Source organism: Rhizobium sp. Root149 (assembly GCF_001427345.1).
Classification (GTDB): domain Bacteria; phylum Pseudomonadota; class Alphaproteobacteria; order Rhizobiales; family Rhizobiaceae; genus Neorhizobium; species Neorhizobium rhizoryzae.
This window is the reverse complement of the sequence record NZ_LMGD01000020.1, coordinates 110,700-132,255: the sequence shown is the minus strand read 5'-3', so window position 1 is coordinate 132,255 and position 21,556 is coordinate 110,700. Positions and strand designations below refer to the sequence as shown.

21 protein-coding genes and 1 tRNA gene are annotated in these 21,556 nt (G+C 58.7%); 17 read left to right on the top strand and 5 right to left on the bottom strand.

The window, feature by feature from the left end; genetic code table 11:
• Positions 1–44 precede the first annotated feature (44 nt).
• From infB to ASD54_RS12685, 7 genes are all read left to right on the top strand, one after another.
• The gene (gene infB, locus ASD54_RS12720) at positions 45–2,846 is read left to right on the top strand and encodes a translation initiation factor IF-2 (RefSeq protein WP_062555450.1); all 2,802 of its coding nucleotides are present in this window, start codon (positions 45–47) and stop codon (positions 2,844–2,846) included.
• 350 nt (positions 2,847–3,196) lie between these two features.
• A complete protein-coding gene (gene exbB, locus ASD54_RS12715) occupies positions 3,197–4,258 on the top strand; it encodes a tonB-system energizer ExbB (protein WP_244484751.1) in 1,062 nt (353 codons plus the stop codon).
• Between the two features lies 1 nt (position 4,259).
• Positions 4,260–4,715 carry a TonB system transport protein ExbD gene (gene exbD / locus ASD54_RS12710; RefSeq protein ID WP_062554982.1) on the top strand — a complete coding sequence of 152 codons (456 nt, stop codon included), beginning with the start codon at positions 4,260–4,262 and terminating at the stop codon, positions 4,713–4,715.
• A 10-nt stretch (positions 4,716–4,725) separates the two neighbouring features.
• Positions 4,726–5,694, top strand: coding sequence for a TonB family protein (locus ASD54_RS12705; RefSeq protein WP_062554981.1), 969 nt, complete (start codon positions 4,726–4,728; stop codon positions 5,692–5,694).
• A gap of 117 nt (positions 5,695–5,811) precedes the next feature.
• The gene (locus tag ASD54_RS12700) at positions 5,812–6,813 is read left to right on the top strand and encodes an Ldh family oxidoreductase (RefSeq protein WP_062554980.1); all 1,002 of its coding nucleotides are present in this window, start codon (positions 5,812–5,814) and stop codon (positions 6,811–6,813) included.
• 534 nt (positions 6,814–7,347) lie between these two features.
• The gene (locus ASD54_RS12690) at positions 7,348–7,974 is read left to right on the top strand and encodes a ribonuclease D (RefSeq protein ID WP_062554978.1); all 627 of its coding nucleotides are present in this window, start codon (positions 7,348–7,350) and stop codon (positions 7,972–7,974) included.
• A 228-nt stretch (positions 7,975–8,202) separates the two neighbouring features.
• Positions 8,203–9,924: a hypothetical protein gene (locus ASD54_RS12685; protein ID WP_062554977.1), complete on the top strand. Its 1,722-nt coding sequence runs from the start codon at positions 8,203–8,205 to the stop codon at positions 9,922–9,924.
• Positions 9,925–9,992: 68 nt separating this feature from the next.
• On the opposite strand, the gene rpsA is transcribed toward ASD54_RS12685, so the two are convergent.
• Together rpsA and cmk are read right to left on the bottom strand one after the other, a co-directional pair.
• A complete protein-coding gene (gene rpsA / locus ASD54_RS12680; RefSeq protein WP_062554976.1) occupies positions 9,993–11,696 on the bottom strand; it encodes a 30S ribosomal protein S1 in 1,704 nt (567 codons plus the stop codon).
• A 171-nt stretch (positions 11,697–11,867) separates the two neighbouring features.
• On the bottom strand, positions 11,868–12,503 hold the full coding sequence (cmk, locus tag ASD54_RS12675; protein ID WP_062554975.1) for a (d)CMP kinase: 636 nt from the start codon (positions 12,501–12,503) through the stop codon (positions 11,868–11,870).
• 266 nt (positions 12,504–12,769) lie between these two features.
• Between cmk and ASD54_RS12670 the strand changes: the two genes are divergently transcribed.
• Together ASD54_RS12670 and ASD54_RS12665 are read left to right on the top strand one after the other, a co-directional pair.
• On the top strand, positions 12,770–13,156 hold the full coding sequence (locus ASD54_RS12670; protein ID WP_062555449.1) for a TIGR02300 family protein: 387 nt from the start codon (positions 12,770–12,772) through the stop codon (positions 13,154–13,156).
• 151 nt (positions 13,157–13,307) lie between these two features.
• Positions 13,308–13,383 (top strand) — tRNA-Ala (locus ASD54_RS12665).
• A 91-nt stretch (positions 13,384–13,474) separates the two neighbouring features.
• Here the strand turns inward: ASD54_RS12665 and ASD54_RS12660 are convergent.
• Positions 13,475–13,729 carry a hypothetical protein gene (locus tag ASD54_RS12660; protein ID WP_062554974.1) on the bottom strand — a complete coding sequence of 85 codons (255 nt, stop codon included), beginning with the start codon at positions 13,727–13,729 and terminating at the stop codon, positions 13,475–13,477.
• Positions 13,730–13,838: 109 nt separating this feature from the next.
• Between ASD54_RS12660 and ASD54_RS12655 the strand changes: the two genes are divergently transcribed.
• From ASD54_RS12655 to ASD54_RS12630, 6 genes are all read left to right on the top strand, one after another.
• On the top strand, positions 13,839–14,396 hold the full coding sequence (locus ASD54_RS12655) for a DNA-3-methyladenine glycosylase (RefSeq protein ID WP_062554973.1): 558 nt from the start codon (positions 13,839–13,841) through the stop codon (positions 14,394–14,396).
• A gap of 120 nt (positions 14,397–14,516) precedes the next feature.
• The gene (gene kynU, locus ASD54_RS12650; protein ID WP_062554972.1) at positions 14,517–15,716 is read left to right on the top strand and encodes a kynureninase; all 1,200 of its coding nucleotides are present in this window, start codon (positions 14,517–14,519) and stop codon (positions 15,714–15,716) included.
• On the top strand, positions 15,713–16,552 hold the full coding sequence (gene kynA, locus ASD54_RS12645) for a tryptophan 2,3-dioxygenase (RefSeq protein ID WP_062554971.1): 840 nt from the start codon (positions 15,713–15,715) through the stop codon (positions 16,550–16,552). The genes kynU and kynA overlap by 4 nt, the downstream gene beginning before the upstream one ends.
• Before the next feature lie 18 nt (positions 16,553–16,570).
• On the top strand, positions 16,571–17,398 hold the full coding sequence (locus tag ASD54_RS12640) for an alpha/beta hydrolase (RefSeq protein ID WP_062554970.1): 828 nt from the start codon (positions 16,571–16,573) through the stop codon (positions 17,396–17,398).
• 126 nt (positions 17,399–17,524) lie between these two features.
• Complete coding sequence (locus ASD54_RS12635; protein WP_062554969.1) at positions 17,525–18,232, top strand: YoaK family protein; 708 nt, start codon at positions 17,525–17,527, stop codon at positions 18,230–18,232.
• A gap of 5 nt (positions 18,233–18,237) precedes the next feature.
• The gene (locus tag ASD54_RS12630) at positions 18,238–19,011 is read left to right on the top strand and encodes a YdcF family protein (protein WP_062555448.1); all 774 of its coding nucleotides are present in this window, start codon (positions 18,238–18,240) and stop codon (positions 19,009–19,011) included.
• Here ASD54_RS12630 and ASD54_RS12625 read toward each other — a convergent pair whose 3' ends face one another.
• A complete protein-coding gene (locus ASD54_RS12625) occupies positions 19,012–19,467 on the bottom strand; it encodes a hypothetical protein (protein WP_062555447.1) in 456 nt (151 codons plus the stop codon).
• A 159-nt stretch (positions 19,468–19,626) separates the two neighbouring features.
• On the opposite strand from ASD54_RS12625, the gene ASD54_RS12620 reads away from it, so the two are divergent.
• A complete protein-coding gene (locus ASD54_RS12620) occupies positions 19,627–20,283 on the top strand; it encodes a trimeric intracellular cation channel family protein (RefSeq protein WP_062554968.1) in 657 nt (218 codons plus the stop codon).
• Here the strand turns inward: ASD54_RS12620 and irrA are convergent, their stop codons facing one another.
• Positions 20,284–20,700: an iron response transcriptional regulator IrrA gene (gene irrA, locus ASD54_RS12615; protein ID WP_062554967.1), complete on the bottom strand. Its 417-nt coding sequence runs from the start codon at positions 20,698–20,700 to the stop codon at positions 20,284–20,286.
• A 289-nt stretch (positions 20,701–20,989) separates the two neighbouring features.
• On the opposite strand from irrA, the gene fabA reads away from it, so the two are divergent.
• Positions 20,990–21,505 carry a 3-hydroxyacyl-[acyl-carrier-protein] dehydratase FabA gene (fabA, locus tag ASD54_RS12610; protein ID WP_062554966.1) on the top strand — a complete coding sequence of 172 codons (516 nt, stop codon included), beginning with the start codon at positions 20,990–20,992 and terminating at the stop codon, positions 21,503–21,505.
• The last annotated feature ends 51 nt before the right edge of the window (positions 21,506–21,556 follow it).

The window sequence follows — 21,556 nt, the reverse complement described above, 5'->3', positions numbered from 1 at the left end:
ACCTGATGGTTGCCATCCGCTCCTGCCGGAAGGAACAGGAACGGATGACCGACAGTAAAGACGACAAGACACTCAGCGTATCGGGCAAGAAAACCCTCACCCTGAAGCCGTCAGGGATGAGCCAGGGTACCGTGCGCCAGGATATGGGTCGCGGTCGCACCAAAGCGGTTGTGGTTGAAACCCGCAAGCGCCGCCCTCTCCGCCCCGAAGACGAAAAGCCGATCACGCCTGTTGCGGCTCCCGTTGCAGCAGCACCGGCTGCCCAGCCGCCGCGCCCCGTAGAGCAGGCTCCTGTTCAGCAGGCACGCCCCGCAGCGCCCGCGCCGCAGCCCGCCCGTCCGGCGCCGCAGTCACCCCAGCGCGTTCATCAGCCGAGCTCGCAGAACCAGCGGCCGCAGCAGGGCAATTCCCGCCCGCAGCAGAACAACTCGCGTCCGAACAGCGACCGTCCGCGCGGTGCAGTGCTGCACGACCTTTCCGCATCGGAAATGGATGCACGCCGCCGCGCCCTGGCAGAAGCTCAGGCACGCGATATCATCGAAGCCAAGCAGCGTGCCGAAGACGAGGCCCGTCGCAAGGTTGAGGAAGAGCGTCGCGCTGCAGAACAGCGTGCCGAAGAAGAGCGTCGTGCTGCGGAGGCAAAGGCTCAGGCGCTCGCCGAGCCTGCTGCGCCCGCCACTGCACAGCCAGCTCCGGCTGCAGAGGCTCCAGCGGAACGTTCCCAGTCTGCGGCTCCGGTCACGGCTCGCCCGCGCGAAAACAACAACCGTCCCCAGCCGCCCCGTGCGGCTCCGGCCGCACCTGCCCCGCAGCCTGGTCTGCCGGTTCGTGGTCGCAAGCCATCGGATGACGAAGACGATGATCGCGGTCCAGCCCGTAGCGGTCCGGCGCGTGGCAAGGTTGCCGCCCCGGCTCCGGCCAAGGTTCCGGCCCGTCCGAAGGAAGACGATCGCCGCCGCGGCAAGCTGACGGTGACCACCGCCGATGTGGATGATGACGGTTCCTCGCGTGGCCGCTCGATGGCTGCCATGCGCCGCCGTCAGGAAAAGTTCCGCCGCAGCCAGATGCAGGAAACGCGTGAAAAGGTCATGCGCGAAGTCATCCTGCCGGAAACGATCACGATCCAGGAACTTTCGCAGCGTATGTCCGAACGCGCTGTCGACGTGATCAAGTACCTGATGAAGGAAGGTCAGATGATGAAGCCGGGCGACGTCATCGACGCCGACCTTGCAGAACTCATCGCAACCGAATTCGGCCATACCGTGAAGCGCGTTTCCGAGTCGGACGTTGAAGAAGGTATCTTCAACGTGAAGGACGATGAAGGCGAGCTGGTTTCGCGTCCGCCGGTCGTGACCATCATGGGCCACGTCGACCACGGCAAGACCTCGCTTCTCGACGCCATCCGTCACGCCAACGTCGTTGCTGGCGAAGCTGGTGGTATTACGCAGCATATCGGTGCCTATCAGGTCGAACAGAACGGCCAGAAGATTACCTTCATCGATACGCCCGGCCACGCCGCCTTTACGGCCATGCGTGCCCGTGGTGCGCAAGCGACGGACATTGCAATCCTCGTGGTTGCGGCCGACGACAGCGTGATGCCGCAGACGATCGAATCGATCAACCACGCGAAGGCGGCCGGCGTGCCGATCATCGTGGCGATCAACAAGGTGGACAAGCCGACGGCTGATCCGCAGAAGGTGCGCACGCAGCTTCTGCAGCATGAAGTCTTCGTCGAATCCATGGGTGGTGAAGTTCTTGACGTCGAAGTTTCGGCAAAGAACAAGACCAACCTCGACAAGCTTCTTGAAGCTATCCTGCTGCAGGCCGAAATTCTCGACCTGAAGGCCAATCCGAACCGGACGGCTGAAGGTACGGTTATCGAAGCCGAGCTCGACCGTGGTCGCGGTGCCGTTGCGACCGTTCTGATCCAGAAGGGTACTCTGCGTCCGGGCCAGATCATCGTGGCGGGCGATCAGTGGGGCCGCGTTCGCGCGCTGGTCAACGACAAGGGTGAGCACGTCAAGGAAGCCGGTCCGGCCATGCCTGTCGAGGTTCTTGGCCTGTCGGGCACACCTGCTGCCGGTGACAAGTTCGCCGTCGTCGAGAACGAAGCACGTGCTCGCGAAATCTCCGAGTACCGCCAGCGTCTGGCCCGTGACAAGGCGGCAGCACGCCAGTCCGGTTCGCGCGGCTCGCTCGAGCAGATGATGAACCAGCTCCAGAGCTCCGGCATGAAGGAGTTCCCGCTGGTCATCAAGGGTGACGTGCAGGGCTCGATCGAAGCCATTGCCGGCGCTCTCGACAAGCTCGGCACCGACGAGGTTCGTGCCCGCATCGTTCACTCCGCAGTGGGTGGCGTGACGGAATCGGATATCTCACTCGCTGAAGCGTCGAACGCAGCCATCATCGGCTTCAACGTTCGTGCTAACGCACAGGCTCGCTCGCTGGCTGAACGCGAAGGTATCGAAATTCGCTATTACAACATCATCTACGATCTGGTGGATGACGTGAAGGCAGCGATGTCGGGTCTTCTGTCGCCGGAACGTCGCGAGACCTTCCTCGGCAATGCCGAAATCCTCGAGGTCTTCAACATCACGAAGGTCGGCAAGGTTGCCGGTTGCCGTGTCGTGGAAGGCAAGGTCGAGCGCGGCGCAGGCGTGCGTCTGGTTCGCGACAACGTGGTCATCCACGAAGGCAAGCTCAAGACACTCAAGCGCTTCAAGGACGAAGTCTCCGAAGTGCCGGTGGGTCAGGAATGCGGTATGGCCTTCGAAAACTACGAAGACATTCGCGCTGGCGACACCATCGAGTGCTTCCGTGTGGAACACGTTACACGCACACTCTGATCGTCACACGATCGATTGCATCCGACGCCGGGCCTCGTGCCCGGCGTTTTTCGTTTCAGAAAGCCTTTTGAGATAAAGCGCGTCGCAATCTTTCAGACTCGCTCCTGCCGCTTTATCTCTCTTCCCTTATCGCATGTCGTTATCGCAAAACCGCTGCACACTTTTGCGCGCCATGCTTTAAAACATGAGTTCCGTCTGAAAGATTCTTTCAAACGGCGGCCTTTAATAGTTTACATTTTTCGTCATGTTTATTATGCGGTAGCTCAACGGAGCGTGGCAGGACTGGCCTGTCCGCGATAGGGCGGGATAACCCGTCATCCCTGATGCCGGTCAGAAATCGGGAGCTGTCCATGTCTTACACACTCGCCAACCTCTCTATTCAACCGCCGACAGCCCGGAATTCTTGGAGCCGGATGCTTCTGGTGGCAACCTGCCTTGCATTTATTGCCCTGCCAGTCCTTGCGCAAACCGAGCAGCCTTCAACTCCCCAGACCCAGCAAGCCGCCCCGGCAGTTACGGCACCTTTGGACCGGACCGCTCCTGCTGCCCCTGGGCAGACCACGCCGTCAACCGGTGCTACTTCGGCAGCAACGCCGCCAGCCGGCGACGCGCCACAGGGTAAGTCAATTGTCGAGGCAACGGGTCAAGCGCTCTCCCAGTTGCTCCCAAGCGGCGAGCGCTCGGACATTCCCCATAATCTTTCGCCTCTCGGCATGTTCATGGCCGCCGATTGGGTGGTGAAGAGCGTCATGATCGGCCTTGCTCTGGCCTCTCTGCTGACCTGGACGGTCTGGCTGGCCAAATCTCTGGAACTTATGGGCGCGCGGCGGCGCGCGACGGCAATCGTGGAGGCGGTTCGTCAGTCGCGCACACTGGCGGACGCCATTGTGCTTGCGGAGCGGCGCAAAGGTCCTGCTGCCACCATGCTTCATGAGGCAGCACGCGAACTCAAGCTTTCCGAGACCACGCTCGATCATGCAGACAATTCCGGCGTCAAGGAGCGCGTCGCTTCAGTACTTTCACGGATCGAGGTCGGCGCGGGTCGCCGGATGATGCGCGGGACCGGTGCACTTGCTACGATTGGCTCCGTCGGCCCCTTCGTGGGACTGTTCGGGACCGTCTGGGGGATCATGAACTCCTTCATCGGCATCTCCCAATCCCAGACGACCAACCTTGCTGTTGTTGCACCCGGCATTGCTGAAGCGCTGCTGGCGACTGCGATCGGTCTTGTTGCCGCCATTCCTGCCGTGGTGATCTATAACATCTTTGCCCGGTCCATTACCGGTTACCGGCAGTTGCTGGCCGATGCTGCCGCAGGTGTCGAGCGGCTGGTGAGCCGCGATCTGGATTTCCGCAAAGTGCCGCCTGGCCAGCGTACAAAGCCTAACGTGTCGCTGATGGCGGGAGAGTGACATGGCAGGTGGAATTCGCGAAAACCATGGGGATGATCTGAGCGAGAATCATGAGATCAATGTCACCCCTTTCATCGATGTCATGCTCGTTCTGCTGATCATCTTCATGGTGGCGGCGCCGCTCGCGACAGTGGATGTCAATGTCGATCTCCCCGCCTCGACCGCGAAACCGGCCCAGAGACCTGACCAACCGCTGTATCTGACCGTCAAGGAAGATCTTAGCCTTAACCTTGGCAATGACCCCGTAGCGCGCGAGCAGCTTTCACAGGCTCTGGAAGCGCAGACACAGGGCAACAAGGATACGCGGATCTTCCTGCGTGCAGACAAGATGGTGGACTACGGCCACTTCATGGAAGTCATGAACCTTTTGCGCGATGCTGGTTATTTGAAGATCGCTCTTGTGGGCCTGGAAACGGTTGGCGTTCCATCAACGACGACACCGGCACTAGGGCCTTGAGGAGTTAGTCATGATGACATCCACAGCCGGCAGATGGAAACGAAGACTGGGTGAAGCAGCCCTGTGGACCGGGGCAAGTTCGCTGGTTCTAACCGCTCATCTGGCTGCGGCCGCTGTTCTGCTGCGTCATGAGCCGGAGGAGAGCGGTGATCTTGCGCCGCCTGCCGCGATCATGATCGAGCTTGCAGCGGTTCCGGAAGCCGCAGCGACCGAGGAAACGGTTGTGTCCGAAGAAACGCAAGACTCGCTTGAGGTCAAGACAGAGCAAAGCGAACCGGTTGAGCAGGCCGAGTTGACGCCTGACGCACAGCCCGTCCCGGAACCTGAGCCAACACCGGAACCGCCAGCAGAGCAGCCTCTGGAAACTGCCATGCTCAAACCGGAGCCGCCACCGATCGAGGAGAAGCCGGAACCGGTGCAGGAAACCACCCAGACCATTCCACAAGAGATTCCGGAGCCCGTTGAACAACCGGCGGAACAACAACTGACCATGTTGGAGCATGTCGAGGTTCCTTTGCCCGCAGCCCGCCCTGCCCCGGAGACGCCAAAGCCGGTGGTGACACAGAAGCCTGAAAAGAAGGTAGAACAGCGCAAGCCAAAGCCGCAGCCGCCGGCAGCGAAAGCTACCGTACAGGCAAAGGCCGACGTTCAGGAATCGACGCGGACAGCTGCAGCCGCCACATCCAGCGCAACTGGCACGTCTTCCGTTTCACCGGCGAAGTGGCAGGCCAAGCTTGCGGCGCATCTGGCCCGTCAGCGCGGAAAGTGCCCGGCCAATGGACGTGGTAGCACCGCCTATGTGAGCTTCCGGATTGATGGTGGCGGAAATCTGAGCGCCGTTTCGCTGGCGCGTTCTTCGGGCTTTGGCGATTTCGATGACTACATGGTGGATCTGGTTCGCCGGGCCTCTCCCGTGCCGCCACCGCCTTCGGGCATCGGCAACAAGGTTACGGTTCCGCTCGGCTATAGAAACTGCTAAAGCATGCCGCGCAAACGTGTGTTGCGATTTTGCGATATCGATATGCGCCAATGTTGTGAAGCCCTTGCGGGTCGCGCTCTCGGGATTCGTTCGCCGCGACCAGCCAAGGACTGAAGCATGCATATTTCGCTTTCCGAACTCGAACGTCAGATCGCTTCCGTTTTCGAAGCCAATGGCGTTCCTGCGACAGCCGCACTGTCTGTTGCGAAAAGCCTTGTTGCGGCAGAGGCGGCTGGACAATCCGGGCATGGCCTGAGACGCGTGCAGGCCTACGTCGCGCAGGCGCGGTCCGGAAAGGTGAAGCCGGACGCACATGTTGCCGTGACCCAACCGCGACCTTCGATGCTTTCAATCGATGCAGGGTTGGGTTTTGCTTATCCGGCCATCGACATTGCCGTTGATCGGCTCGTTCCCCTTGCGAAGAGCCAAGGTATTGCGGCGGCGGCCATTCATCGCTCGCACCACGCAGGCGTTCTGGCGCTGACGGTGGAGCGGTTTGCCGAGAAGGGTCTCATTGCCCTGATGTTTGCCAATGCTCCGGCGTCCATGGCGCCATGGGGTGGCAGACGGCCGCTTTTCGGCACGAACCCCATAGCGTTTGGTTTGCCCGTTCCAGGGCAAGAGCCGATCATTATTGATCTCGCCCTGTCGAAAGTCGCGCGCGGCAAAGTTATGGAGGCGCACCAGAAGGGTACATCAATACCGGATGACTGGGCTCTGGATCCTGACGGAAACCCCACGACCGATGCAACGATCGCCCTGACCGGCACCATGGCCCCCGCTGGAGGCGCCAAGGGAGCCGCTTTGGCCTTGATGGTGGAGGTTTTGGCGGCCAGCCTGACCGGCGCCAACTATTCTTTCGAGGCAAGCTCGCTTTTCGACGATCAAGGGCCCGCTCCGGCACTCGGCCATTTCATCATCGCGATTGATCCCTGCGCGGCTGCCGGTGAACGCGTCAACAGTCGTATTCAGCTTCTTGCGGAGGAGATGTCTCGCGAAGAAGGTGTACGATTGCCTGGCCGACGGGGTCTGGGTCTGCGCGCGCTTGCCCTTCAGAACGGGCTAGAGGTGGATGATAGCCTGATGCAGGCAATCGAAAAGCTGATTGTGCGTCACTGACGGCGTGAAGTCAGCAGAAGCAGCCTAGACGGCTTCAGGGCGTTTACAAGAGCGGCTGATGAAGGCGGTTCTAAAGCGCGTCGCGATCTTTCAGATTCGCTCCTGACGCTTATCTCTTTGTTTAATCGTATGTCGTTACCGCAAAACCGCGGCCCACTATTGCGCGCCATGCTTTAGAAATGAAAAAGCCTGCCGCGGGAGGAGGTGCGGCAGGCTTTTAAACCTGATCGGCAATTTGGGAGGAGGAGGAGATTGCCGATCTCATCGTGCGACGCTGGGAGGAGGAGTGCGTCGCTTCGATGGTCGATATATATGATTTATGGTCGGCGGGAACAAGAGCTTCACCGCAATGCAGCAATGCGTATACTGCATATCTCTTGTCGCCTCCGCCAAATGTTTGAGCGATTCTATGCGGAGGCTTTGGAAGGATAGGGCGGAGACCCTCGATCTTCAGGGTGATTTCTCTTTTGATCAAGCTGGGATTGAAGTAGGCATCCACTCGATAGATCCGAGACTTGATAACTGAGGGCAGGCATGAGCACCACGATCCGCTATCACGAGGGCGACATTTCCGGGTTGGACATGAGACGGTACACGGATGCTGTTGCAATCGACACGGAGACTCTGGGCCTTGTTCCGCGCCGAGACCGCCTTTGCGTCGTCCAGCTCTCGCCCGGAGACGGCACAGCGGACGTTATTCGCATTGCCCGCGGTCAATCCCAGGCACCGAATCTTTGCAGTCTTCTGGCCGATGCTTCGCGGCAAAAGATCTTTCATTATGGCCGGTTCGATATCGCGGTGCTTTTCCATACCTTCGGCGTGACGACGGAAAACGTGTTCTGCACCAAGATCGCCTCCCGCCTTACCCGTACCTATACGGACCGCCACGGCCTGAAGGACAATCTCAAGGAGTTGCTTGAGGTCGATATCTCCAAGGCGCAGCAGCAGACAGACTGGGCGGCCGAGGTCCTGTCTCAGGCACAGCTCGAATATGCAGCCTCGGATGTTCTGCATCTGCACGCGTTGCGAGACAAGCTGCTCGCACGCCTGATGCGTGACGATCGTATGGAACTGGCGGCAGCCTGTTTTGCCTTCTTGCCGACACGTTCGAAACTCGACCTTCTCGGCTGGGAAGAGACGGATATCTTCGCCCATAGTTGATGGTTGCAAAGGTGATCGACTGGTTCGATTTGCGACATATTGATTGCCTGATCGCAATAAAACCGGCCTCCCGGCGGAGTTTGTTTACCAAAGATTTACCTTGATCTGGGCAGGCTGACAGCCTGTCGGCAGATTCACGTCATGAGACGTGGCGCAGGGAAAGGAAACCCGGGAGGCTCCTGAAGTTCGCCGAAATGCCCGTTGTTCCAGGCAAGCGGAGGTGTCCCTATGCTGCCGCCTATTTCCAGCGTTGCCTCTCTCCGTCCGGCACAATCACCCCAGGACGCACCAGTTGAAGCCCCGTCCATCAAACCGCCAGCAGGCAGTGACATTGAGCCGGTAATCCCGGTCAATGCGGCTCAACCCGTTCAGGAACGGCTTGTCGCACTCGCACTTGCCGGACAGCTTTCCAGCGGGCGCAGCATTGCCAATGTGACGGACATGATCGGCTCCTTGTTGAACATCGAGCGGCAACCAGACGAAAGCACGGCAAACTTTACGGAGCGGCTGCTGGACGCTCTGAAGGCATTGCCTCCATCCGCTCAAGCCGCTCTGCAGAAAGCGCTCAATCAGTGGGTCCGTGGTTTGGCGATTGGCATGCTTGTGCAGGCACTGCGTAATCCAGCAGGGGCAGAGGCTACGAAGCTTGCGGCGCAGTTGGAAACGGTCGGTCGCGATCGCGAGGCGGCTCAGCGTCAGATCACAGCCGGCTATACCGATCTTGACGATATCGACGACTTTTCAGAGACGTTTCGGCCTGTCATCCCGCCAAAAGCCGCCAATGATACAGGGCTGACAGACCAGTCTCGGACGAGCCGTCCTATGATGCCGCTGGCAGAGCAGGTTCCAGGCGACTTGCGGGCGCCTACTCGATCCGCCCTTTCCAGCGGCCAACCAATGGCCGATCGAGGTCCGCAAGAAGCCATATCTGGAGCCGACGAGCCTGTCAGTCTTGAGATCGCCATCAAGGGCAGTGATTCGGATATTGACCGGGCGGCTTCGCAACGCGCAGTTCCGGGGGGCCGAAGCGCGGTGCCTTCCAGCACATCGCCTGCCCTGGCCACGGCAATGCCGGCGTCGCTCCCCCAATCCGACAGCGAGGCGGCAGCAGATTCGCTGCCTAACGACACGAAGGTTTCTGCCAGCAATTCAACCAAAGCCGAAACGCTGCAGACGGGGAACCCTTCTTTCACTCTGGACGAGAGTGATTTTGACGAAAGGGGCTATCGGCAGATCCTGCCCAACGCCTATGGTGAAGCAGATGAGGAGGCAGGGACACGCCCGGCGGATGTGAAAACCACTGCCAACCCAACTGGCCGCGCAGTGCAAGCAAATGATGCTATGCTTGCCAAGCGATTGATCCTGGAAGCCTCGGAAGTGCAGACCATGGAAGGCGCAGAGGGGGAAAGCAGCTCCAATCTGTTTCTTCAGCGCATCGCGGTAAGCAGCTCGACCGCTGAGGAAGATGTGCTTGAAGGTCTGAACAAGGAGGCGCTGACCGCACGGCAAGCAGCTGCTTCCAAAGATCACGCACCAGTTTTGAAATCGTCCCCACCAGACGCCATGTCCGCGCCTAGTGCGGCGGAGATCATTCCACAGCCTGCGATCCCGCTCAGTCTGACTGCGGCCTTGCTTCAGGATGAATCCGCCATTGCGGGTCTGGCGCAAGCCCTTGTCCAGATGCGGACAGTCCTGAAGGAAACTGCCGTTCCTGCGCATGTGCTCTACCCCTCAGACGGCGGACCGGGTGACGATGAGGATGCCCTGATTCCGGCGGTGGAGGCGGAGGATGAGGACCGGCACCACAGGCGGCGGCGAGACAATCAGCAAGACCAATCCCGTGATCGCGATGAGCCTTCGCATCGCAGCGGCGCTCCCAAGACATCTGAAGAGGACGCATCTACCTCGGCAGAATCATCCGACTTCTACGGGCGGCTGGGCGGCTGGTAACAGGCAACAAAAAACCCGCCGGGGCCAATCAAGGCACCGGCGGGTTGTTCTATTCAATCCAGCGACGATTAGTCGTTGCTGCGGTTCTTCAGAGCCGCGCCCAGGATGTCGCCGAGCGATGCGCCAGAATCGGACGAACCGAACTGTGCAACAGCTTCCTTCTCTTCTGCGATCTCGAGAGCCTTGATCGACAGCATGACCTTGCGGTCCTTCTTGGAGAAGTTGACGACGCGAGCATCAAAGACCTGGCCAACGGAGAAGCGCTCAGGACGCTGATCATCGCGGTCGCGGGCAAGATCGCCGCGGCGGATGAACGACGTGATGTCTTCATGATTGACGAGCTTCACTTCAACGCCGCCATCGTTAACACCGATGACTTCGCACGAAACGACAGCGTTCTTGCGCAGTTCGCCGGAGGAAGCGGCTTCACCGACCGTATCACGGCCGAGCTGCTTGATACCGAGCGAAATGCGTTCCTTCTCGACGTCCACATCCAGAACGACAGCCTTGACGACATCGCCCTTGTTGAACTCTTCGATGACCTGCTCGCCTGGACGGTTCCAGTCGAGGTCGGACAGGTGAACCATGCCGTCGACGTCGCCTTCGAGGCCGATGAACAGGCCGAATTCGGTCTTGTTCTTGACTTCGCCTTCAACTTCCGTGCCAGCCGGATGGCTGTAGGCAAATGCCTGCCACGGATTTTCGAGGGTCTGCTTCAGGCCGAGCGAGATACGACGCTTGGACGGATCGACTTCGAGAACGACCACGTCAACTTCCTGGCTCGTGGACAGGATCTTGCCGGGGTGAACGTTCTTCTTCGTCCAGGACATTTCGGAGATGTGGATGAGGCCTTCGATGCCCGGCTCCAGCTCAACGAATGCACCGTAGTCGGTGATGTTGGTGACGGTACCGGAGATCTTCTTGCCAACCGGGTACTTGGCGGAGATGCCATCCCACGGATCCGACTCGAGCTGCTTCATGCCGAGCGAGATGCGGTGAGTTTCCTGGTTGATACGGATGATCTGAACCTTGACCTGCTGGCCGATGTTCAGGATTTCCGACGGATGGTTTACACGGCGCCATGCCATGTCGGTGACGTGCAGCAGGCCGTCGATGCCGCCGAGGTCAACGAACGCACCGTAATCGGTGATGTTCTTGACGACGCCGTCAACAACCTGGCCTTCTTCGAGGTTCTGAACGATTTCAGAACGCTGCTCGGCACGGGACTCTTCCAGAACCGTACGACGCGAAACAACGATGTTGCCGCGACGCTTGTCCATCTTGAGGATTTCGAAGGGCTGCGGGTTATGCATCAGAGGCGTTACGTCACGAATCGGACGGATATCGACCTGAGAGCGCGGAAGGAAGGCAACAGCGCCGTCGAGGTCAACCGTGAAGCCGCCCTTGACCTGGTTGAAGATAACGCCTTCAACGCGCTCGCCAGCTTCGAACTTGGCTTCGAGCTTGATCCAGCTTTCTTCGCGGCGAGCCTTTTCGCGCGACAGAACAGCTTCGCCGAGAGCATTTTCAATGCGCTCTACGTAAACTTCAACTTCGTCGCCGACCTTGAGCGAGCCGTCCTTGCCCTTGGCGCCGAATTCCTTCAGCGGAACGCGGCCTTCAACCTTGAGGCCTACGTCGATAACCGCGACGTCCTTCTCGATTGCCGTGACTGTACCCTTGGCAACATAGCCTTCGGCCAGATCGTTAGAGGCAAAGGATTCTTCGAGAAGGGCTGCGAAATCTTCCCGCGTGGGGGTTGCTACTGACATGAAATCTCCTGATCGTGCCGTTTGTCTGGCACGCAATGCGCCGGGGGTTGGTGTTGTTCATACCCAAAGAACAAGTCCGCCCTACACACTTCGAGGGCAATCCGGCGCAGGACCCATATCTTCAAGCTTAGTCTGTTCAGTCTCCGGTTCACCGGCTTGGCCGACGGACCGTCAATTGGGGTTCAGGACTGCGTCGATCAAGATCTTGGCTGCCTGAAATGCGGCCTCTATACTCATTTCCGATGTATCAAGCAAGTGCGCATCATCTGCCGGTTTCAAAGGGCTATCGGCGCGACCCATATCGCGTTCATCGCGCTTTTTGACATCTTCGAAAATGGCCTCGTAATCGGCACTTCCACCATTGGCGATGATTTCGTCATGACGACGCCTTGCTCGCACGTCCGGCGAGGCCGTCACATACAGCTTGACCTGCGCCTGTGGGCAGACGACCGTGCCGATATCGCGCCCATCCAGCACAGTTCCCGGCTCTCGGTTCGAAAAGGCGCGCTGGGCTTCGACAAGGGCGCGCCGAACCGACGGCATGACTGCGATTTTGGAGGCCGCCTCTCCAATATGGTGCTGCGCCAGGACGGAGCGATCAAGACCGGCCAGATCGATCTTATGAGCCGTTGTTGCAGCCACATCCTCGTCGTCCAGCGGCAGGCCAGCATCCAGAAGCGCCTTTGCGGTGGCCCGGTAAGTCAGGCCCGTATCGAGGTGATGGAAGCCGTAGGTATCGGCTATCTTGCGCGAGAGCGTTCCTTTGCCGGCAGCAGCTGGCCCATCGATCGCGATGATAAAAGTCATGACTCACTCCCGAAAATCAATGGGATCCGGCTTAACGAAATATCCGCCGCATGACCAGACGGAGAAGTTTTGTATTGTCCTCGTGAGTTGATGGGAGACAACGCGCCCGCGACAGGTTCTGCAAAAGGGCCGGAAACCGGGCATTTACATGCGAAGTTTGCCTTTGACATGGGGATTTACAAGCTTTAATGGGACCGGCTAACATTTTTGAGCGTCGCATTTGCGGCAACGCCGAACTGATCGGCCATTCTCACGGGGCATCCACAGTGGCAAAAGCGGAACTTGGAACCAAGCGTACTGACCCGGATACGGGCAAGAAATTCTACGATCTGAACAGAGATCCGGTCGTCTCTCCTTACACCGGCAAATCCTGGCCACTCTCTTTCTTTGAAGAGAACACGGCGCAGATGAAGATGGAGCAGGCCGAAGAGGAAGAGGTCGCCGAAGTCGATACGGAAAATCCCGATGTCGAACTCGTCTCGCTCGAAGAGGGTGATGACGCGGCGGCCGGCGATGACATTCCGGATATGGGCGATGACGACGTCGAAATCGACGGCGACGACGACGACACGTTCCTGGAAGCCGATGAAGACGATGATGATGACGATGTGTCCGGCATCATCGGCGTCGGTGGCGACGAAGACGAAGTCTAAGCTCTTGAATTTCGAGGCCCGGTGAAAAAAATCACCGGGCTTTTCATTTTCGGCTTGCGCTTGGAAATTTCCGGAAGTAATAAGCCGCCACCCCGACAGAAGCGCTGCTTCGAACGGGTTCCCGGAACCGGTAAATGCCCGGTACCCTGATGGGGCTATAGCTCAGCTGGGAGAGCGCTTGCATGGCATGCAAGAGGTCAGCGGTTCGATCCCGCTTAGCTCCACCAAACTTTTCCATTCTAATTCTACGTTTGAAGCTGTTGCATCTGTCGTAGCAGACGAGCGTTTCAGACCAACCTCGTCGACCTACCAGACCACCTACCGCCGCGGCTCGCCGCCCGGCGCGTAAACGCTCTTGCTTTCAAAGCGAAACTTGTGGCTGCACTGGCAGCGCAGCATGTATTTGCGGGGATCGCGTGACGCGAATTCGGTCGAGAAGCCCCTCGGCATTTCGTCGATCTGGAAGCCGGGGTCCTTGCGGCGCGGGTCATCATCCTCGGAAACCTCGGCAAAGCCGGAGTGTCCGCATTGAGGGCATTCAAGTTTCCGGGAGTATCGATCGCGCGCAGCCATGGCGCTTACCTAAGATGGGAGCTTGACGATGGCAAGCCTGCTGATCTTTGACTTGCCGAATGTTTTCGCCGCGTCCAGATAGTGACAGGGAAATGGGAGAAAGAGGCGTTTGCAGGAATTAGAACAGTTTTTCAACAGGAGCGCCGTCGAGGTTGCCCGCGATCTCATCGGTGCGAGCCTTTGCGTTGATGGCATTGGCGGGGTCATCGTCGAGACTGAAGCCTATATGCCCGATGATCCGGCTTCGCATAGTTTTCGCGGCCAGACCAACCGCAACCGCTCCATGTTCGGGCCGCCCGCGCACGCCTATGTCTACCGTTCCTATGGCATCCACTGGTGCCTGAACTTCGTGTGCCTTCCCGCAAGCGCGGTGCTGATCCGCGCCCTCCAGCCGGTCCACGGCCTGGCAGAAATGGAAGAGCGGCGCCGGGTTTCCGATCCATTGCTGCTATGCGCTGGACCCGGAAGGGTTTCCCAGGCACTCGGCATCGACATCCGGCATGATGGCCTACCCTTGTCAGACGCGCCCTTCGAACTGAAACCATCCCACGAATCGGTGCTGGTCGTCACAGACCGGAGAATCGGCATCAGCAAGGCGGTTGATCATCTCTGGCGCTTCGGTCTGCAGAATTCCGTCTACGTGAGCAAAAAATTCAGGTCGTCTTGATTGGTAAAATTGGCAGTCACCTCACCAAGACTATTTTAAACTTAAAATATCTGGATTATCGTTATCGTCTATGTTCTTCGGCTATGACGAGGCGGTGAGGTTTATGATGGGATTGTCGGCATGATGGATTTCGCTAGGACACGCAAACTGTTTTACATGCCGGATGGTGTCATTTATCTGGATGGGAATTCGCTCGGGCCCTTGCCGCATTCAGCCGTCGAGCGGGTTTCCTCGCTGATGACACATCAGTGGGGCGAGATGCTGATCCGCGGCTGGAACGACGCGCAGTGGATGACCATGCCCCGCCGGATAGGCGACCGCGTTGGCAGACTGATCGGTGCACCTGCCGGAACCGTGGTCATGGGTGACACGCTTTCTATCAAGGTTTATCAGGCACTTGCCTCAGCCCTCGATCTCGTTGAAGACAAAAGCCGCAGGGTGATCCTGTCGGACAGCGGTAACTTTCCGTCCGATCTCTACATGGCGGAAGGACTCATAAAGTCTCTCGATCGCGGTTACGTGCTCAAAGTGGTCGCGCCGGACGAAGTGGAGGCGGCGATCAATGAGACCGTGGCCGTGACGATGCTCACGGAAGTGGATTATCGCACCGGCCGGCTGCATGACATGAAGGTGCTGACCGCCAAGGCCCATGCCGTGGGTGCACTTGCGATCTGGGATCTGGCGCATTCTGCAGGCGCCATCCCGGTTGACCTCGCGGGGGCTGAAGCCGATTTCGCCGTGGGCTGCACCTATAAATATCTGAACGGTGGGCCGGGTGCGCCTGCCTTCATCTATGTGGCGCCGAAATGGGCGGACAAGGCACGTCCTGCCCTCTCGGGATGGCTGGGGCACGAAAGACCGTTTGCTTTCGATCTTACCTATCGTCCGGGCGACGGAATAGACCGCATGCGCGTCGGTACGCCGCCGATCATTGCGCTGGCGGCGCTCGATGCGGCTCTCGATGCGTGGGACGGCATCGACATGGCCGATATCCGACAGAAGTCGATTGCGCTGTGCGATCTGTTCATTCGTGAGGTTGAAGGCAAATGCCCGAGCCTGAAACTCGGTTCACCACGCGACGGCACCCAGCGGGGCAGCCAGGTATCCTTCATCCATCCGGAAGGCTATGCGATCATGCAGGCCTTGATCAGCCGCGGCGTGATTGGTGATTTCCGTGCGCCGGACGCAATCCGCTTTGGTTTCACGCCGCTTTATATCGATGAGACCGACGTTCGCGCTGCTGTCGATATTCTGGCCGACATCATGACGAATAATCTCTGGGACCAACCGCAATTCAAGCAGAAGGCGCTCGTGACGTGACCGACAAGCCCTACGATCCTTCCCGGGAGGGGGCGCAAATGTCCTTTCGCGAGCGCATGTCCTATACGGATTATCTGCAGCTCGACCCGATCCTGTCTGCCCAGAAGCCGCTTTCCAGCGCGCATGACGAATTGCTGTTCATCATCCAGCATCAGACGTCCGAGCTCTGGATGAAGCTCGCGATCCACGAGATAACCTCCGCCATGCAGGCCATTCGACGGGACGATCCGCAGCCCGCGTTCAAGATGCTGTCACGCGTGGCACGCATATTCGAGCAATTGAACAGTGCCTGGGACGTGCTGCGCACGATGACGCCAAGCGAATATACCGATTTCCGCAACGCGCTTGGTCAGTCTTCCGGCTTTCAGTCCTATCAGTATCGCGCCATCGAGTTTCTGGCGGGCAATCGCAATGCAGCGATGCTGGGGCCGCACCAGCACCGCCCGGACCTGATGACGCATCTGGAAGACATCTTGTCCCGCCCAAGCCTTTACGATGAAGCCATTCTGCTTCTCGGACGAAGCGGTTTCGACATCGGCGCTGACGGCGAACGCCAGGATTGGCGTGACAAACGTGGTGAGAGCGAGCAGGTGCTGGAAGCCTGGCGAGCCGTCTATGCGGCGCCCGGCAAACATTGGGTGCTTTACGAGTTGGCGGAAAAGCTGGTGGATTTCGAAGACTATTTCCGTCGCTGGCGTTTCAACCATGTCACCACCGTCGAGCGTGTCATCGGCTTCAAGCGCGGCACCGGTGGGACGTCTGGCACCCAGTATCTGAAGAAGATGCTGGAGGTGGAACTGTTTCCAGAATTGTGGCGCGTCAGAACCGTACTTTGACACCAGCGGGAGGGATTCATGCTGTTTTACCGGATCGATGACTGGAGCGACGCCTATACAAACGGCGGCAACATCCCGCGCGGCGAAGCCTGGCCTGAAGTCTGGGTGGAACCGGCAAGGCTCTATCGCGAACGCATGATCGAAGCAGGTCGCGCCCGGCTCGATCTTTCCTATGGTGCAAACCCGCGTAATCGCTTTGATCTCTTCCTGCCACAAGGAACCCCGAAGGGTCTGGTCGTCTACATCCACGGCGGCTATTGGCAGGCACTCGACAAAAACTACTGGTCGCATCTGGCCCATGGCAGCATCGAGCATGGCTTTGCGGTGGCCATGCCTTCCTACACGCTTTGTCCGGATGTGCGTGTGGGTAACATCGTTCAGGAAGTTGCCGCTGCGATTTCGGATGCGGCAGGCGAGATCGACGGACCAATCCACCTGACAGGCCACTCCGCCGGCGGGCATCTTGTCACCCGCATGGTGGCCGAAACTTCACCGCTGCCGAACGATGTTCGGTCACGGGTGCGGACGGTGGTTTCGATTTCCGGCGTTCATGATCTGCGGCCGCTGGTGAACACCAACCTCAATGCCAAGCTGCGGCTAGACGATGCGGAGGCCGCTCAGGAAAGTCCCGTCTTGATGAGGCCCGGTCGCGACACGCGCCTTTTCTGCTGGGTGGGTGCGAACGAGCGCTCTGAATTCGTTCGCCAGAATACGTTGATGGCCAGCGTGTGGCTCGGTCTCGGCGCGGAAACCGGAGCCTATGCGGAACCTGACAAGCACCATTTCACCATTGTCGACGGCCTTGCCGATCCTCATCATCCTCTGGTGAAGACCCTTCTTTCCTGACTTTTCACGCTTCTTCGTCTTCGTCTGTAAAATGTGAGCGACCTTCCTCAACATGGCCCCTCCCCTTCGGTCTGAAGGGGATCTACGCTTGGGTGTGACGGAATGCGAATCACCGGGTGACGACCAATGACTGTGGCGAGGCGAAAGCGATTGATTCGGGCGCAACGTGCCTGGACAGGGATTGCGCTCGTTGCCGCGATTTCCTTCCTGGCCGGAATAACTGATGCCATCGGCCTGCGGCTTTCCGGCGACTTTGTTTCGTTCATGACGGGAAATACCACGCGCGCCGCCATTTTCTTCGTGGATGGCAACTGGGGACATGGACTGGTGCTGCTCGGCGCCATTGCCCTTTTCGTCATGGGCAACGCGCTAGGCATCGTCATCGCCAGTATCGTTCGACGCAGGATCTTCGGGGTTCTGGCGGCGGTGTCCCTGCTCCTTAGTTTCGCTTCGATATTGGACCAGCCGCAGCTTGGCGTCTTGCGCTTCTACCTCGTCGTTCTCGCCATGGGGGTCGTGAATGCCGCCGTCGAACAGATCGAAGGCCTGCCAATCGGCCTGACCTATGTGACGGGCGCGTTATCGCGTCTGGGGCGCGGCATTGGCCGCTTCATCATGGGAGACCGGCGGCTGGACTGGTCCATCCAGATCGTACCCTGGTCCGGCATGGTGACGGGTGCCCTGTGCGGCGCCCTGATCGGCGGTGCATTTGCGCGCGAATCATTGTTCCTTGCGGCTGTATTTGCCATGGGCATCGCCATTTCGTCGCTTTTCATCCGCAAGACGCTGCACCACCGCTATAACCAGCGCCCTGCCAGCACCTCACGTAGATAGTGTTCATGTTTTATCTCTCGAAGATCGTCTGGCTGGTCGCACAGCCGCTTTCGCTTGTGTTCCTGGCGATCCTGCTGGCGCTGCTTCTCAGCCTCGCGGGTTGGCGGAAATCCGGTTTCCTGTTTTCGAGCCTTGCTGCGCTTCTGCTGTTCGTGACGCTTTACACGACAACCGGCAATGTTCTTCTGCAAAGGCTCGAGAACAAGGCAGTGCGCCCTCAACCGGACCCCGCCTCTGTCTCCTGCATCATCATGCTGGGTGGCGCGATCGAAAATGACGTGATGGACGCACGCGGTGGCATAGAGTTCAATGCAGCGGCGGACCGCTATACGCAGACGGTGAGACTGGCTCTGAAATACCCGCAAGCCAAGATGATCATTTCCGGTGGCGATGGTTCGTTCAGCGGGCGATATGAAGGTGAAGCAGAGGTGACAGAACGGTTTTTTACCGATTTGGGGATCAACGCCGACCGTCTGATCAAGGAAAACACGTCGCGCAATACGTTTGAGAACTCAGCCAACACCAGGGAGCTATTGGAGCGGCATGGCCTGACAGATTGCCTGCTGGTGACCTCCGCCTTCCACATGCCACGCGCCACGGCGCTCTTTGCCAAAATGGGGATCGGCGTTATTCCCTACCCGGTCGATTACCGAACGACTGGTAGGACGGAGATCGGCTTCGATTTCACCCAACCCTCGCTGAATGCCCAGAACATGGCAACGGCGGTCCGGGAATGGCTGGCGATCGTCGCCTATCGGCTATCCGGGCGAACCGGCTGACTATTTCTTCGAGATCGTGACCATTTGCGCGCCGCGGATCCGGACCGTCATTTCACAATCGGGCTTTTCGGTACGGTTGCAATATTTCGGGTGCATCTTGAAGACGAACACCATGTTGCCGAACCGCTTGACGAAATCATAGCCATAGATCTGGGCGGTGGCGATCATGAAGTAGCCGCCTTCCTTGACCTGAAGATAGAAGTTGTTGGGGCAACCTTCCTCGGTGCAGCCAATGCCCTTCTGACCCTTGCAGGTCATTTCTCCATGATTGACGACTGCGTCGATCAACCCATCATTATTGACGTCAAAGCGCTTGATGAAGCCATCGCCGAACAAAACGCCGGGGCATTCCTTGCGGTAGTGATCCTTTTCGTAGATCTCGGGATCACTTAACAACGGCTGCTGCGCAGAGGCAACCGAAGGCGCGACTGCCATGAGGATAGCGAGCGATGACATCAAGAAAAGATTGCTGAAGCTTTTTACCACGATCGACTTCCCCGATGCTTTTTCACGGCATACAAACCTGCCGGGACGGCGGCATCAAAATCAGATGCCGCGCATATAATCGCGCCGTACTTGTGCGACGCTTGTGAACATTAAGGGGAAAGCCCTGCCATGGCTCTGCTCGGATTGCTGGATTACGCAGGGGTCGCCCTGTTTGCCGCCACAGGCGCGCTTGCAGCATCACGCAAGCAACTGGATCTCATCGGCTTTCTGTTCTTCTCGGCGGCCACGGGGGTGGGCGGCGGGACTCTGCGTGATCTCGTGCTCGGCAAGCCAGTTTTCTGGGTCGCTGACCCGACCTATCTGCTCATCTGTGTTGCAGTTGGAATCATCGTGTTTCTGACAGCGCACATGATCGAATGGCGCTACCAGTTGCTGATCTGGCTGGATGCGATCGGTCTCTCGGCCTATAGCGTCATGGGGGCGGCCAAGGGCTTGGCGACCACCGGTTCGCCAACCATCGCCATCGTTACCGGCACGATGACGGCAACGTTCGGCGGTATTCTGCGCGATCTGATTGCCAACGAGCCGTCAATTCTGCTGCGCCCTGAAATCTATGTGACGGCAGCACTTGCTGGCGCCAGCGCCTTCACAGCCGCACAGCTGCTGGATCTGCCGCTGGCCGCCAGTTCCGCAGCGGGCATCGTCATCGCTTTTGCGCTTCGCGGAGGTGCGCTGCATTTCGGATGGACGCTGCCACGCTATCGCCCGCGTCCAGGCAGGCCCGCGGACGAGGCGCTGAAGACGAAAACCAAAAAGCGGAATTAATCAGGATTTCTTTTCGCGCAGGCGGATGATCACATCCACATGGGCGATTTCCATTCCCTCGGGCGCTTCGGGAAGATTGCCGATTTCGATATTGCTGACCGGAATATCCAGCACCTCGTTGCGTCCCTCGACGAAGAAGTGGTGGTGATCGGAGATATTCGTATCGAAATAGGTCTTGGCGCTCTCGACGGCCAGAACGCGAATCAGTCCGGCTTCCGTAAACTGGTGGAGCGTGTTGTAGACGGTCGCCAGCGACACGGGCACGCCTGCCTGGGAGGCTTCCTCATGCAGTTCTTCGACCGTCAGATGACGATCACCTTTGGCGAACAGGAGATCGGCCAGCGCTACACGCTGACGCGTCGGGCGCAAGCCGCGCGCGCGAAGTCTTGTTTCCACTTGAACTGTGGCGTCCGCCATTCGTTGCCTTGCTCCATCAAGACCAATGTACTCAAGTTTTCGATATAACTTTTGCAGCCCTTACTTTCAATAGCGAGAAATGGCGCTTCTAAGGTTCCTGTTAGGTCGAAATGCGAAAAATGCGCTCAAAGCCTCTGGTTTGCCGGTGCCGCTTCCTATATGCCGACCACCAAGATGGCGCGAAAAGCTTCTGCTTATCCGCAGGAGACCTAACCCTCGCGCTTCATTTTCCAGCGGTCTTGCTTTAAACACGCTGTGGACCAAAGACGAGGGGGAACGGAAAGACCTCATGAGCAGCAGACAATCCAGCTACACATACGAAGAACTGATCGAGTGCGCCCACGGCAGACTGTTTGGGCCGGGCAATGCGCAATTGCCGCTGCCGCCCATGCTGATGGTTCACCGGATCACGGAAATTTCCGAAACAGGCGGCGCCTTCGACAAGGGCTTTCTGCGCGCCGAGTTCGATGTGCGGCCGGACGACTGGTATTTTCCGTGCCATTTCGAGGGCAATCCGATCATGCCAGGATGCCTCGGCCTTGACGGGATGTGGCAGCTGACCGGCTTCTTCCTCGGCTGGCTGGGTGAGGAAGGCCGCGGAATGGCTCTCTCAACCGGCGAAGTCAAGTTCAAGGGCATGGTTCGCCCGCACACAAAACTCCTGGAATACGGCATCGACTTCAAGCGTGTCATGCGTGGGCGTCTGGTTCTTGGCACCGCCGATGGCTGGCTGAAGGCCGATGGCGAGACGATCTATCAGGCGACCGACCTTCGCGTTGGGCTTTCCAAGGACAAGGCGGCCTGATTGCAGGCCAGTGCCAGGAAGCCGGCGATGTCGGCTTTCTTTTTTCAACGA